Here is a 12,982-nt window from a genome sequence, read left to right as displayed (position 1 = left end):
AAGCGTGCGCCAACTCGACCTCGTGGTGGTCGTCGTCTATCTGGTGGCGATCGCCGTGATCGGACTGCGCCTGGCCGGCCGCCAGAAGACGGCGAAGGACTACTTCGTCGGCGAAGGACACATGCCGTGGTGGACCGTCTCGTTCTCCGTGGTGGCCACCGAGACCAGTGTGCTCACCGTGATCAGCGTCCCCGGCGGCGCCTACAGCGGACAGGGCTTCGGCAACGTCGAACTCGCGCTGGGATACGTCATCGGCCGCGTGGTGGTGGCGACCGTGCTGATCCCGCTCTACAAGCGCGGCGGCTTCGTCAGCGCCTACCAGTACCTGGGCAGCAGGTTCGGGCTGAAACTCCAGGGTCTCGCCTCGGTGACCTTCGTCTTCACCCGGCTCCTCGCGGAGGGCGTCCGCCTGTTCGCCTCCGCGATCCCGATCAAGCTGCTGCTCGACGAGTTCGGCGTGCACGCCGGCTACCGGGCCATCATCATCGTGCTCACCCTGATCACCGTCGTCTACACCTACCTCGGCGGCATCAAGGCCGTCATCTGGACCGACGCCATCCAGATGGGCCTGTACCTCGGCGGCGCGATCCTCGCCATCGCCGTGCTCTCCGGCCACGTCGGCGGTGACGGATTCTCGAACGCCCTGCACACCGGCCACTTCAAGCTCTTCGACACCAACTTCGACCTCGCGCACGTGCTCACCAGCCCGTTCGCCCTGCCGACCGCGATCATCGGCGGCGCGATCTTCGCGATGGCCAGCCACGGCTCCGACCAGCTGATCGTCCAGCGCGTCCTGGCCACCCGCTCGCTGCGCGACGGCCAGAAGGCCATGATCGCCTCGGGTGTCTTCGTCACCCTGCAGTTCGCCGCCTTCTCCCTCGTCGGAGCCCTGCTGTGGTCCTACAACCAGGGCAAGAGCTTCAAGGACCTGGGTCTGACCAGCGCCGACAACCTCTACCCGAACTTCATCCTGCACGGGCTGCCCGTGGTGATCTCCGGCCTGCTCGTCGCCGGCATCCTCGGCGCCGCGATGGGCTCGCTGTCCTCGGCGCTGAACTCCATGTCGAACTCGACGGTCGCCGACATCATCCACAGCTTCTTCCGCGGCACGCCCTCCGAGGAGTTCCTGCTCAAGCTCGCCCGCGTGATGACGCTCGTGTGGGCGGTACTGATGGCGATCTTCGCCTGCGCCTTCAGCACCAGCACCGGCAACGTCTACCTCACCGGTCTGACCATCGCCGGCTACACCTACGGCGCGCTGCTCGGCGCGTTCCTGCTCGGCCGGCTCGTCCGCCGTGCCAACGAGGTCGACTCCATCGTGGCGTTCCTGGTGACGGTCGGCCTCATGACGTACATCGTGCGCGGCGTGAAGATCGACGTGCACGTGGCCGGCGCCACCGTGCCCACGGCGATCGCCGCCCAGTGGCTGGTGCCGATCGGCGTCGTCGTCACCCTGGTCGTCGGCGGCGTGATGAGCCTGTTCCACCGCGCCCCCGAGATCGCCGAGGTCCCCGCGGCCGACGACGAGCCGGGGCTGGGCCCCGACCGCGTCGTGGCCGCCGGCCGGGACTGACCACCGCCCGCCGCGGGGCCGCCGCCACGGCGGCCCCGCGGCGGCATTCCGGCCCCGCACCGCCCTCCGAAGGAGACAGCCGTGTCACAACCGACCCCGCCGGCGTGGCGGAACGAACCCCGGGAGACGCCGTGCGTGTGATCGGCCTGATGTCGGGCACCTCCTACGACGCCATCGAGGCCGCCGCCGCGGACCTCACCCTGGACGCCGACACCCTGCTGCTGCGTTTCCTCGGCCACCTGTCCGTCCCCTACCCGGACGCACTGCGGGACCTGATCGCCGCCACCCTCCCGCCGGCCGCCACGACCACCCAGGACATCTGCGCCCTGGACACCGGCATCGGCCAGGCCTTCGCCGGCGCCGCCGAGCGCGCCCTGCGCGAGCTGTGCGACGGCACCGCCGACCTCGTGGTCTCCCACGGCCAGACCATGCACCACTGGGTCGAGGACGGCACCGTCCGCGGCACGCTCCAGCTCGGACAGCCCGCCTGGATCGCCGAGGCCACCGGCCTCCCCGTCGTGTCCGACCTGCGCAGCAGGGACGTGGCCGCGGGCGGGCAGGGCGCCCCGCTGGTCGGCATGACCGACACCCTGCTGCTGCGCGGCCTCCCCGGCACACCCGCGGCCCTCAATCTCGGCGGCATCGCCAACATCACCGTCCTCGTCCCCGGAGCCGAGCCGCTGGCCTTCGACACCGGACCGGCCAACGCCCTGCTCGACGCGGCCGTACGGCACTTCACCGACGGCGCCGCCGCCTACGACGAGGACGGACGCAGGGCAGCCGCCGGACACACTCACCCCGAGCTGCTCCGCATCCTGCTGGACGACCCCTACTACCGCAGGCCCGCCCCGAAGAGCACCGGCAAGGAACACTTCCACCTGCCCTACCTGCACAACGCGCTGGACGCGCTGCCCACGCCGGCCCCCGAAGCGGACGACGTGATCGCCACCCTGACCCGGCTGACCGCCGTCACCGTCGCCGACGCGTGCCGCGCCCACGGGGTCACCGAACTGGTCGCCTCCGGCGGCGGCACGCGCAACCCCGTGCTGATGCGCATGATCGCCGAGGAACTGCCCGGCGTGCCGCTGCGCCCCAGCGACGACCTGGGCCTGCCCTCCGACGCCAAGGAGGCCCTCGCCTTCGCGGTCCTCGGCTTCCTCACGGCCCACGGCCTGCCCGGCACACTGACGTCCGGCACCGGAGCGCGCCGGGCCACACTGCTGGGCAGCATCACCCCCGGCCGGGGACCGCTGCGTCTGCCCGAACCCGCCGCACGTCCGCCGCGGCTGCTGCGGATCGCCCCCTGACACCCCACTCCAGCACCGAGGACCCATGAGCCGCACCGCCGCCACACCTGCCGCCCCGGCCGCCGGTCTCGCCGAACTCCTCGCCGGGTGCGTCAGCGACCCGGCCCGGGTGAGCACCGACCTGCCCCGCCGCATCGCGGCCGCCCACGACGCCTCGCCGTACCTGTTCACACCCCGGGCCGTCGTGCGCGCCGCGTCCGCGACCGAGGTCGGCGCCCTGATGGCCGGGGCGCGCGCCGCCGGACTGCCGCTGACCCTGCGCTCGGGCGGCACCAGCCTGGCCGGGCAGGCCGGGGGCGACGGCATCCTCGTGGACGTCCGCAGCCACTGGCGCACCGCCGAGGTCCTCGACGAGGGCCGGCGCATCCGGCTGCAACCGGGCCTGACGGTACGTCAGGCCAACGCGCGCCTCGCCCGGTACGGCCGCCGGCTCGGCCCCGACCCGGCGAGCGAGTCCGCCTGCACCATCGGCGGCCTGGTGGCCAACAACTCCAGCGGCATGAACTGCGGCACCCGGGACAACGCCTACCGGACCATGGAGTCCCTGCAGTTCGTGATGCCCTCCGGCACCGTGGTCGACACCGCGGCCCCCGACGCCGACCAGGCGCTGCGCGCCAAGGAGCCCGAACTGCACGCGGGACTGCTGCGGCTGCGCGACCGCATCCGCGACTCGGCCGGCTCACGCGCCACCCTCGAGCGGCTGTTCTCCATGAAGAACACCATGGGATACGGCCTGAACTCGTTCCTGGACCACACCGAGCCGGCCGACATCCTCGCCCACCTCATGATCGGCAGCGAGGGCACCCTGGGTTTCGTGGGCGAAGCCGTCTTCCGCACCGTTCCCCTGTTGCCGCACACCGCCACCGGCCTGCTGGTGCTGCCCTCACTCGCCGACGCCACCGACGCGCTGCCCGCACTGCTGGCCGCGGGCGCCCGCACCGCCGAACTCCTGGACGCGGCGTCGCTGCGCGTGGCCCAGCAGTCCCCGGATCCCGTGGAGGAACTGCGCGGCCTGCGCGTCGAACGGCACGCCGCCCTGCTGGTCGAGTTCGCCGAGGACAGCGCCGAACTGCTCCAGGAGACGGTGGCGACCGCGCAGCCGGTCCTGGACCGCCTGCCCGCCGTCACCGGCACCTCCCTCGTGCGCGACCCGCGCGTCCGGGCCCGGCTCTGGCACCTGCGCAAGGGCCTGTACACCGCGGTCGCGGGCGCCCGCCGCCCCGGCACCACCGCGCTCCTGGAGGACATCGCGGTGCCGATGGAACGGCTGACCGGCACCTGCGAGGGCCTGATCGGCCTCTTCGACCGGCACGGCTACCAGGACGCGGTGATCTTCGGCCACGCCCGCGACGGCAACCTGCACTTCATGCTCACCCAGGACTTCGACTCCGCCCAGGAGACCGAACGCTACGCCCGGTTCACCGACGCCATGGTCGACCTGGTCCTGGATGCCGGCGGCACGCTCAAGGCCGAGCACGGCACCGGCCGCGCCATGGCCCCCTTCGTCCGCCGGCAGTACGGCGACGAACTGCACGACATCATGCGCGAGCTGAAGCACCTGTGCGACCCGCACGGCGTCCTCAACCCCGGTGTCCTCCTGGAGGACGACCCGGCCGCACACCTGCGCAGCCTCAAGAGCGTGCCCAAGGTGGACCCCGCCGTGGACGCGTGCGTGGAGTGCGGCTACTGCGAGCCCGTCTGCCCCACCGCCGACGTCACCACGACACCCCGCCAGCGCATCGCCCTCCAGCGCGAGATCGCGCTGGCCACCGCCGCCGGAGACGACGAACGCCGCCGCGCCCTGGAGGACGACTACACCTACGCGGCCGTCGACAGCTGCGCGGCCGACAGCCTGTGCGTCACCGCCTGCCCGGTCACCATCGACACCGGCGCGGTCATGAAGCGCCTGCGCGCCGAACGCCACGGCGCCACCGCGCAGCGCGCCGGGAACGCCGCGGCCCGGCACTGGGGAACGGCGGTCAAGGGCGTGCGCGCCGCGCTGGACACCGCGCACGTCCTGCCCGTCCCCGCACTGCGTGCCGCCACCGGAGCGGTCCGGCGGCTCGGGGCGGGGGAGCTGGTGCCCGCCTGGACCGACGACATCCCGCGCGGCGGTCCGGCCCGCCCCGCGCCCCGGCGGCCCGCGGACGCGCGCGCGGTGTTCTTCGCCGCCTGCATCGGCAGCGTCTTCGCCCCCGAGGCGGCCACCGGAGAAACCAAGGGCGCGGCGGCCGCCTTCCTGCGGCTGTGCGAACGGGCGGGCGTTCCCGTCACCGTGCCCACCGGGCTGGCGGACCTGTGCTGCGGCACACCCTGGCAGTCCAAGGGGTACACCGCCGGGCACCGCACCATGGCCGCCCGCACGCTCGAGGCGCTGTGGGAGGCGAGCGGCCACGGCCGCCTGCCCGTGGTCTGCGACGCCTCCTCGTGCACCCACGGCCTGGAGCAACTGCTCGACGCGGTCCCGGAACCGGACCGCGCCCGCTTCGCCTCTCTGCGCTTCGTCGACAGCGTCGTGTTCACCGCCGAGCACCTGCTGCCCGCCCTGCCCGAACCGCGCCGCCTGGGCAGCCTCGCCCTGCATCCCACCTGCTCCACCGTCCACCTGGGCATCGACGGCTCGCTGCGCGCCGTGGCCGCGGCCGTGAGCGACGCGGTCACCGTTCCCGACAACTGGGGCTGCTGCGCGTTCGCCGGCGACCGCGGCCTGCTCCACCCGGAGATCACCGCGGCGGCGACGTCGGCGCAGGCGGCCGAGATCACCGCGGGCAGCTACGACGCGTACGCCTCCTGCAACCGCACCTGCGAGATGGGCATGACCCGGGCCACCGGCCGCCCCTACCGGCACGTACTGGAACTCCTCGACGAGGCCACCGCCTGAGCGGGCCGGCGCGGGCCCGCCGCGCGGGCCCGCAGGGGGCGGGAGGACCGGCCCTCAGAGCCAGCGCGCCGTGTCCCCGACACGGACCCGGCCCGGTGCCTCGACCGCCGCGTACACGCCGAGGTTATTGCCCAGTTCGCGGGCGACCCAGCGCAGCACGGAGCGGTCGTGCGGGACGCTCGGGGTCTCCTTGGTGATCATGACGCAGCGGTCGCATCCCTCGGTGAAGCGCAACCGCAGCGAACCGATGGCCATGCGCCGGCCGATCCAGCCGTGTTCGGGGTACCCGCCCGTGTCGTCCCGGTCGCCTTCCCCCTGCACCCCGTGGAGCACCAGGTTGGGCCGGAACCGGCTGGCGTCCAGCGCACTGTCCGGCAGCGCCGCTGCCAGGCTGCGCAGCGCCGTCGTCGTCATCACGTGCAGCGCGGCCTGCGGAGGATGCGCAGGCCGGTGCCGGGCCAGCGTGACGCGGGCCTGGACGGCGGCACTGAGCCGGTCGGCGGCGTCCGGCGCGTCGGAGCGGAACCGCCGGCCGTCGGGCAGGATCAGCTCGGCCAGTCCCGGCCCGACCGCGACCGCCCGCACCCGCATCAGCGCGGGCACCGCACCGGCCCAGGTGACCTCGTCCCGCTCGTCGCGAACGGCGACACCCCGGTCCCCCTCGACGCCCAGCGGACCGACCGCTGCGGCGGTCAGCGGCTCACCGCCCACCGACTTCACCGGATACCGCCATATCTGTTCGACCCGCATCCATCGCCCCCCTCGTCTCGCGGTGCTCCGACCACCACCGCCCACGCCTGCCGCGGGCAGGTACGACGATCACCGTATCCCGGTCGTCAGATGACGCCGCGGATCGCCGTCTCGAAGCCCTCCACGTGGGCGGCGGCGAGCGCCCGGGCCTTCTCCGCGTCGCGGTCGACGACGGCGCGCAGCAGTGGTCCGTGCTCGTGCACATGCCCCGCGAGTCCCGGCAGCCGGTCGAGGAAGAGGCACCAGATCCGCGTGGCCAGGTTGTCGTACCGGATCAGGGTGTCCTCGAGGTAGGGGTTGCGGGTGGCGGCGTAGATCGCCCGGTGCAGGGTCATGTCGAGCCGGATCAGCTCGTTCTCGTCGCGGTCGGGGGACTTCGCCAACTGCGTGAGCAGCCGGGTGAGTCCGGCGCGGTCGGCCTCGCTCGCCCGTTCGGCGGCCAGGCCCGCGGCGAGGGGCTCCAGTTGGAGGCGTACCTCGGAGATATGGCCGAGATCGGCGATCTGCACCTCGGTGGCGAAGGTGCCGCGCCGGGGGTAGGCGACGATGAGGCGTTCGTGTTCCAGCCGCTTGAGCGCCTCGCGGACGGGGGTGCGCCCGAAGCCGAGTTCGGCGGCGATCCGGTCGTCGTTGACGGGTTGCCCGGGACGGATCCGGAGGGTCACCAGGCGGTCCGCGATGGCGCGATAGGCCTGGTCGGCCAGCGTTCCGGGTCGCCCGGCGGCGGAGGTCGTCGACGTCACGCTCACATCCTCCCTTGACGCGGCCCGATCCATCCTCCTAGCGTATCGCGACACGGCAGTTGATATATCAGTTTCCTTTCAGTCTCCCATCAGTCGACGACCAGTGGCCGTCCGGCCTCGTTCGAGGGAGTTCCCATGACTGTCCACACCCCCGGCCCGCACCTCTCGGCACAAGAAGGTCCTCGGTGACGCGCCGGTACGCCGACGTTCCCGCCACGCCCGGTGACGTCCCTCCCGAGCTCCCGGTCTTCCTGTGGCGCAACCCCGACCCCAGGCCGTCGTACGACGTGGTCGTCGTCGGCGCCGGCGGGCACGGCCTGGCCACCGCTGAATCGCCCCGGGTTTGATGGAGACATCGAAGACCCGGAAGGATGCCGATCATGGCTGCTCCCCGTAAGTATCCCGACGAACTGCGCGAGCGTGCCACGCGTCTGGCGGTCGAGGCCCGCAAGGACCCGGCCGGTCGTGCCGGTGCGATCAAGCGGATCGCCGACCAGCTGGACGTGCACCCCGAGGCTCTGCGCGGCTGGGTCAAGCGGGCGGAGACCGATGAGGGCATCGTGCCCGGGACCACCAGCGGTGACGCCGCTCGGATCGCGGAGCTGGAGCGGGAGGTGAAGGAACTACGGCGGGCGAACGCGATATTGAAGTCTGCCTCGGCTTTCTTCGCCGCGGAGCTGGACCGTCCACTGCGATGAAGGTCGCCTACATCGACCAGTACAAGGAGACGTTCGGCGTCCAGCCGATCTGCGACGTCCTCGCTGAGACGGACGCGCCGATCGCGCCGAGCACCTACTACGCCGCCCGCACCCGCCCGCCCTCGGCCCGCAGTCTGCGAGACGAGGAGATCACCAGGGAGATACGCCGGATCCGCGGGGCCAACTACAGCGTCTACGGGGCCCGCAAGGTCCACGCCGCCCTCCAGCGCGAGGGGTTCGAGGTGGCCCGCTGCACGGTCGAGCGCCTCATGCGCGCGGCCGGTCTGCGCGGGGTGATCCGGGCCAAGAGCCCACGCACCACCCGCCCCGCACCCGAGACCGACCGGCCCGCCGACTTGGTCGAGCGGCAGTTCACCGTGAGTGCGCCGAACCAGCTATGGGTCGCGGACATCACCTACATCAGAACCTTCTCCGGCTGGGTCTACGCCGCCTTCGTCATTGACGTCTTCTCCCGTATGGTCGTCGGCTGGCAGGTCGCCACCTCCCTCTACACCGACCTCGCCCTCGACGCGCTGGAGATGGCGATCTGGCGCCGCCGACACACCGGCGCCGACCTCACCGGCCTCACGCACCACTCCGACCGCGGAGTCCAATACCGGGCTCTGCGCTACACCGAACGTCTCGAACACGAGGCCGCCGTGGCCTCGGTCGGCTCCAAGGGTGACTCGTACGACTGTCAGTCTCTTGGCACCGGATCCCGCAAGGATTCGGTGGCCCCGGCCGTGACGGTCTGACTCTTGCTACGACCGACCCTGAGGGTGTCCTGGCGTTGATCTGTCGACCGTCCGGCCGGGCACGCAGCAAACGCTGCCGCCGGCCGGACGTGACCTGATAAGAGCCTGGATCCGGGCTGAGACGCGCTGGCTGACTCCGTCTCCTGGTCGTCGCAGGTCACAGCCACGGCCACGGACTTGATCGTTTGCGACGGGACAGCTCGGCCTGGACGCGGCCGGAAGTGCGGAGGGCGTAGAGGCCGAGGATGTCGGGCGAGTCGCTGTTGCCTGGCCGCTATTCCCAGCCGACCCGCATCTACGAGTTTATATATAAGGAGTAGGGGATGGTTCTAGACTGGGGGGATGACAACTGATCAGGATGTCCCCAGTGGCGTGGATATCGCGATGCTCCTGCGGCGGGCGCAGTTGCGCAAGCAGGTGGCCTGCGAAGCCGCGCTCGCCGAGGCGGGGCTGACGTTGCCGCAGTGGGGGATGCTGTACGCCGTCGCGACCGAGCCTGATTCCTCGACCCATGCGCTGGCAGTCTTCGTCGGGCAGTCCGATCAGTCCGCGGGTGCGGTGGTCGCCCGTCTGCAGCGGCGAGGGTTGCTCGAACGCAGGCCCGGCACGGGCAAGGCGATCCTGCACCGGATCACTCCGGAGGGCGACGAGCTCGTGCAACGTTGCAACCGCACTGTCGAGGATGTGATGACCCGGCTGCTCGCCGGTCTCAGTGATCAGGCCCGTCAGGCCCTACGGACTGCGCTTGAGTCGGTCGCGCAGGCCGCCCTTCCAAAGTCGTCCGGGTCGCACGACGATCTCAGCGAACGGTTCGGGATCCGCTCCGCCACACGTCCTTGATCGACAGGGCGTCCTCGATCCTGCTGGTGGGATCGCCCTGGACCAGCAGCAGATCGGCGCGTGCGCCCGGCGTGATGCGGCCGCGGTCGTGGAGGCCGAACGTTGCGGCGGGCAGGCTGGTGGCGGCCCGTAGTGCCTCGGTCGGGGTGAGTCCGGCCCGGACGAGCAGTCGCAGTTCGCCGTGAAGGCTCGCCCCGTGGGCCATGCCGAGGGCGTGGAGCTGGTTGGCGTCGGAGCCGGCGAGGATCGGGACGCCGGCGGCGTGCAGGGCCTTCACCGTGGCTAGGGCGGCGGTGAAATCCCCGTCGGGATAGGTGTTGAACTCGCGGCTGAGGTTGTCCAGCCAGGGCTGGGGCAGGACGGCGGTGACGCGGTTGTCGCGCGCCAGGTCGGCACCGAGGTGCTGGCCGGTGAGCGAGGCCAGCAGGTTCAGTGTCGGGGTGACGAACACCCCTGCCGCGCGGATCGCCTCCAGGAGGTCGGGCGGGCACGGGCCGTCGATGAACAGGTGCGCGAACCCGTCGACACCGGCGGCCAGCGCCCGCCGGGTCGTCTCGATGGTCAGGGCGTGGGCGATCACCATGCGGTCGCGCTCGTGCGCGGCGGTCACCGCCGCCCGGACGACGCTGTCTTCGACGACGGGCACGTCCTTTCCGAGCGTCTCGCCTCTTTCGATCATCACCTTGATGTAGTCCGCGCCTTCCGCGATCCGCTCGTCGACGAAGCCGGCGGCGTCCTCGGCGCGGGTGACCACCGGCAGCTCCGGGTCGTTGCGGCTGCCGCGCAGCTGGGTCGGGTGTCCGCCGGGTGCCGTTAGGCCTACTGAGGCCGAACGGACATCCGCGATGTCGGTCCGCTCTGCGGCGGCGCGGCGCACCTCGTCCATCTGGTGCGGGAAGGAGAACAGGTCCAGCTCGGTGGTCACTCCGAACCGCAGGGCGTGGCCGAGTGTCTCCACGTCGGAATGGGTGTGCGTGTCGATCAGGCCGGGCAGCAGGGTCGCGCCGCTGCCCTCGATCCGCTCGGCCGCGGCAGGCCCGGACCCACCGGGTTCGCCGACCGCGACGATTCGCGAGCCTTCCACTTCCACGGTCCGCATGCCGATCATCTGCTCACCGTCGAACACCTGGGCACCCTCGATGACATAGCGTGTCATGAGTACTCCTATGCATTGGTTGGTATATACTGAACCATAGATGTTACGGGAAGAGTGTCAAGGCGACGCGACCAGGCTTTGATCCGACTGAAGGAGATGCGGCTCATGTCCGGAACTGACTCCGAGCTGACGAGGGTGTTGTCTCTGCTCACCCACGAGCGGCAAGCCCGCGACCGGGGCTGGTGGTCGGTCCTCGAGCGGTGCTACACAGCGGAGGCGACCATCCAGACCAGCTGGTTCGACGGCACCGCGGCGGACTACATCGAGGTGTCCAAGCGGGTGTTCGAGCAGACCCCGTCCAACCACCGCCTCGGATTGCCTGTCATCGACATCAACGGCATTCGTGCGATCGCCGAGATGCCGATGACCATCGAGATGCGCGGCACCTTCCGCGGCGTCGAGACCGACCTCACCGCGCACCTGCGGATGCTGCACCGCGCCGAACGGGAAGGGGACGCCTGGCGGCTGGACGCGACGGTCGCGATCTTCGACCACGACACGATGACCCCGGTCAACCCTGCGGCTACCGTCCCTTTGATCCACGAAGACCTGCAAGGGCGCCGGCCGTCCTACCGCATGCTGAGCCTGTGGATGACCGAACGTGGCTACACCGTCCCCAACGATCGCTACGGCATCGACCGGCCAGCCGACCTCACCACCCTCTACAACGACGCCTACACCTGGGCCGGCCTGCCGCAACCGCGCTGAACCCCATGGTCCAACAGACCATGATCCGGGTCAGCGGCTACCGCTAATTTCCGTTCGGGTACTCCCTGAGGGCCGGGCTTGGCTCCCGATGCGACACGGATTATCCGACGCTAAGCTTGTTCTTTATCTACCAAGATCTTCCGGGTTTGCCGATGGCCTTGAGGGTCTCGGGGCGTTTGACGGTTTTGCCGACGTCGTAGCGGGGTGCCCGGTGTCTGTTCTTGGTGCCGGGTGGGCGTCCGGGGCCGGCGCCTCGGGGTTGGGGAACACGGGCCGGGCGGGCGAGGTGAGCGCGGATGTTCCTGAACCCCCGGCGGACCCGGGCGGGCGTAAGCCTGTCGGAGGCGGTGGGCTTCTCCCACGGGCGGCGGAGGTCGGCGGCGAGGGGACGGGCGAGCCGGAGTTGGGTGTGAGCGACGATCAGGATCCAGGTCCAGCGGTCCGCCGCCTCCGGGCTGCGGAGTTTCGGAGTGGTCCAGCCGAGGGTCTGCTTCGCGAAGCGGAAGGTGTGTTCCAGGTCGAAGCGGCGGAGGAACGCCTGCCAGCAGCGGTCCACGTCGTCCGGGGCGGCGCCGGTCCTCGAGGACCAGAGCCAGACCGGTGGAGCGTCCCGGTCCTTCGACAGGTGCTCGACGTTCAGCCGGATCAAGGTTCCCTCGACCAGGGGCAGTTCACCGTCGTGGTCGAGCCAGGAAGAGCGGTGGGTGAGCCGGGGGTGGACCCGGTCCCATGCCTGGGTCCGAGCTTTGCCGTAGTTGGTGGTGGCGGTGACGGTGGTGATCGCGGGCTCGGGCCAGGTCTCCGGCTTGGCGAAGCGGAATTCCGGGCCGTGCTTGGGAGGCCGGCCGTTGACGCCGTGCATCCTGGGTGGTTTCGGCAGACGCATGACGCGGTCGGAGCGGACACGGCCGACCATCTCGACGGGCAGGTCGCGCAGGACCCAGGCCAGGCGGGTGACGTCGTATCCGGCATCGCCGACGATCATGATGTCCGGGTCCCCGGCCCGCCACTGGCCAGCCGTGATGAGCCGCTCGACGACTCCCCGGAGCTGGGCGGCGGTGACCGCGGTCGTGTCGTCCGCCGGGCCGAGCCGGACCGCGTCCAGGATCGCGGTCCAGGACGTGGCCCCTGGCTCCAGCACGGCCACGAAGGAGTAGGGCCAGCCCGGGATGAACTGCGAGGCCGTCTTCGCGCGGCCGTAGACGTGGCAGAACAGCCGTTCCGCCGAGCACGGCGCGTCCGAACGCAGCCACGGCGACACGTCGACCGCCAGGACCAGGCGCCCGCCGTCGAAACGCGGGAGTGACAGCCCGGCCAGGACAGTCCGCAGCCGGCCGGTGTCGATCCGGCCGTGATTCAGGCCGCCGTACATCGCTCCGTGCCCACGTCGGTGCTCAGGCAGCAGCGTCAGGTCCACCGGGGACTTCACCGCCCCCTCCGCGCACAGCACAGCGTCCACCAGCTCGAACAACTCATCGCGCCGGGCGGTCAGACACTCGTAGAACTCGCCCCGGAAGCGTGACGCTTCCGCGAACGCTTCCCTCCGCACAGCATCAGGCAGCAGACTCACC

At 71.1% G+C, this 12,982-nt stretch carries 12 protein-coding genes and 1 other annotated feature; of the genes, 8 read left to right on the top strand and 4 right to left on the bottom strand.

The annotated features are described in order from the left end of the window. Positions 1-4: 4 nt before the first annotated feature. The 3 genes from ACWDUZ_RS24690 (at position 5) to ACWDUZ_RS24680 (ending at position 5,761) form a co-directional block, all read left to right on the top strand. Positions 5-1,573 carry a sodium:solute symporter gene (locus tag ACWDUZ_RS24690; protein ID WP_451633974.1) on the top strand — a complete coding sequence of 523 codons (1,569 nt, stop codon included), beginning with the start codon at positions 5-7 and terminating at the stop codon, positions 1,571-1,573. Positions 1,574-1,704: 131 nt separating this feature from the next. Continuing rightward, complete coding sequence (locus ACWDUZ_RS24685) at positions 1,705-2,880, top strand: anhydro-N-acetylmuramic acid kinase (RefSeq protein ID WP_451634056.1); 1,176 nt, start codon at positions 1,705-1,707, stop codon at positions 2,878-2,880. Positions 2,881-2,905: 25 nt separating this feature from the next. Next, the gene (locus ACWDUZ_RS24680) at positions 2,906-5,761 is read left to right on the top strand and encodes an FAD-binding and (Fe-S)-binding domain-containing protein (protein WP_451633973.1); all 2,856 of its coding nucleotides are present in this window, start codon (positions 2,906-2,908) and stop codon (positions 5,759-5,761) included. A gap of 54 nt (positions 5,762-5,815) precedes the next feature. Here the strand turns inward: ACWDUZ_RS24680 and ACWDUZ_RS24675 are convergent, their stop codons facing one another. Next, positions 5,816-6,511 carry an MOSC domain-containing protein gene (locus tag ACWDUZ_RS24675; protein ID WP_451633972.1) on the bottom strand — a complete coding sequence of 232 codons (696 nt, stop codon included), beginning with the start codon at positions 6,509-6,511 and terminating at the stop codon, positions 5,816-5,818. A gap of 86 nt (positions 6,512-6,597) precedes the next feature. Next, positions 6,598-7,260: a GntR family transcriptional regulator gene (locus ACWDUZ_RS24670; RefSeq protein ID WP_451633971.1), complete on the bottom strand. Its 663-nt coding sequence runs from the start codon at positions 7,258-7,260 to the stop codon at positions 6,598-6,600. A 179-nt stretch (positions 7,261-7,439) separates the two neighbouring features. Between ACWDUZ_RS24670 and ACWDUZ_RS24665 the strand changes: the two genes are divergently transcribed. The 4 genes from ACWDUZ_RS24665 to ACWDUZ_RS24650 all read left to right on the top strand — a co-directional run bounded on the left by ACWDUZ_RS24665 (position 7,440) and on the right by ACWDUZ_RS24650 (position 9,547). Beyond that, positions 7,440-7,601: a hypothetical protein gene (locus ACWDUZ_RS24665; protein WP_451634057.1), complete on the top strand. Its 162-nt coding sequence runs from the start codon at positions 7,440-7,442 to the stop codon at positions 7,599-7,601. 33 nt (positions 7,602-7,634) lie between these two features. After that, entirely contained in the window at positions 7,635-7,952 is a 318-nt protein-coding gene (locus ACWDUZ_RS24660) for a transposase (RefSeq protein ID WP_451633970.1), read from the top strand. Next, positions 7,913-8,041, top strand: a sequence feature (AL1L pseudoknot). It overlaps the preceding gene by 40 nt. Next, entirely contained in the window at positions 7,949-8,707 is a 759-nt protein-coding gene (locus ACWDUZ_RS24655; RefSeq protein WP_451633969.1) for an IS3 family transposase, read from the top strand. Its footprint overlaps the feature before it by 93 nt. The genes ACWDUZ_RS24660 and ACWDUZ_RS24655 overlap by 4 nt, the downstream gene beginning before the upstream one ends. A 342-nt stretch (positions 8,708-9,049) precedes the next feature. Then, entirely contained in the window at positions 9,050-9,547 is a 498-nt protein-coding gene (locus ACWDUZ_RS24650; RefSeq protein WP_451633968.1) for a MarR family winged helix-turn-helix transcriptional regulator, read from the top strand. On the opposite strand, the gene ACWDUZ_RS24645 is transcribed toward ACWDUZ_RS24650, so the two are convergent. Beyond that, entirely contained in the window at positions 9,507-10,703 is a 1,197-nt protein-coding gene (locus tag ACWDUZ_RS24645) for an amidohydrolase family protein (protein ID WP_451633967.1), read from the bottom strand. The two genes, ACWDUZ_RS24650 and ACWDUZ_RS24645, sit on opposite strands and share 41 nt — an antisense overlap. A 105-nt stretch (positions 10,704-10,808) precedes the next feature. Between ACWDUZ_RS24645 and ACWDUZ_RS24640 the strand changes: the two genes are divergently transcribed. After that, entirely contained in the window at positions 10,809-11,411 is a 603-nt protein-coding gene (locus ACWDUZ_RS24640; RefSeq protein WP_451633966.1) for a nuclear transport factor 2 family protein, read from the top strand. 127 nt (positions 11,412-11,538) lie between these two features. Here ACWDUZ_RS24640 and ACWDUZ_RS24635 read toward each other — a convergent pair whose 3' ends face one another. Next, a complete protein-coding gene (locus tag ACWDUZ_RS24635) occupies positions 11,539-12,981 on the bottom strand; it encodes an NF041680 family putative transposase (RefSeq protein WP_451633965.1) in 1,443 nt (480 codons plus the stop codon). Position 12,982 lies beyond the last annotated feature (1 nt).

Source organism: Streptomyces sp. NPDC003393 (genome assembly GCF_053589015.1).
This window is presented reverse-complemented; position numbering and strand designations above follow the sequence as displayed.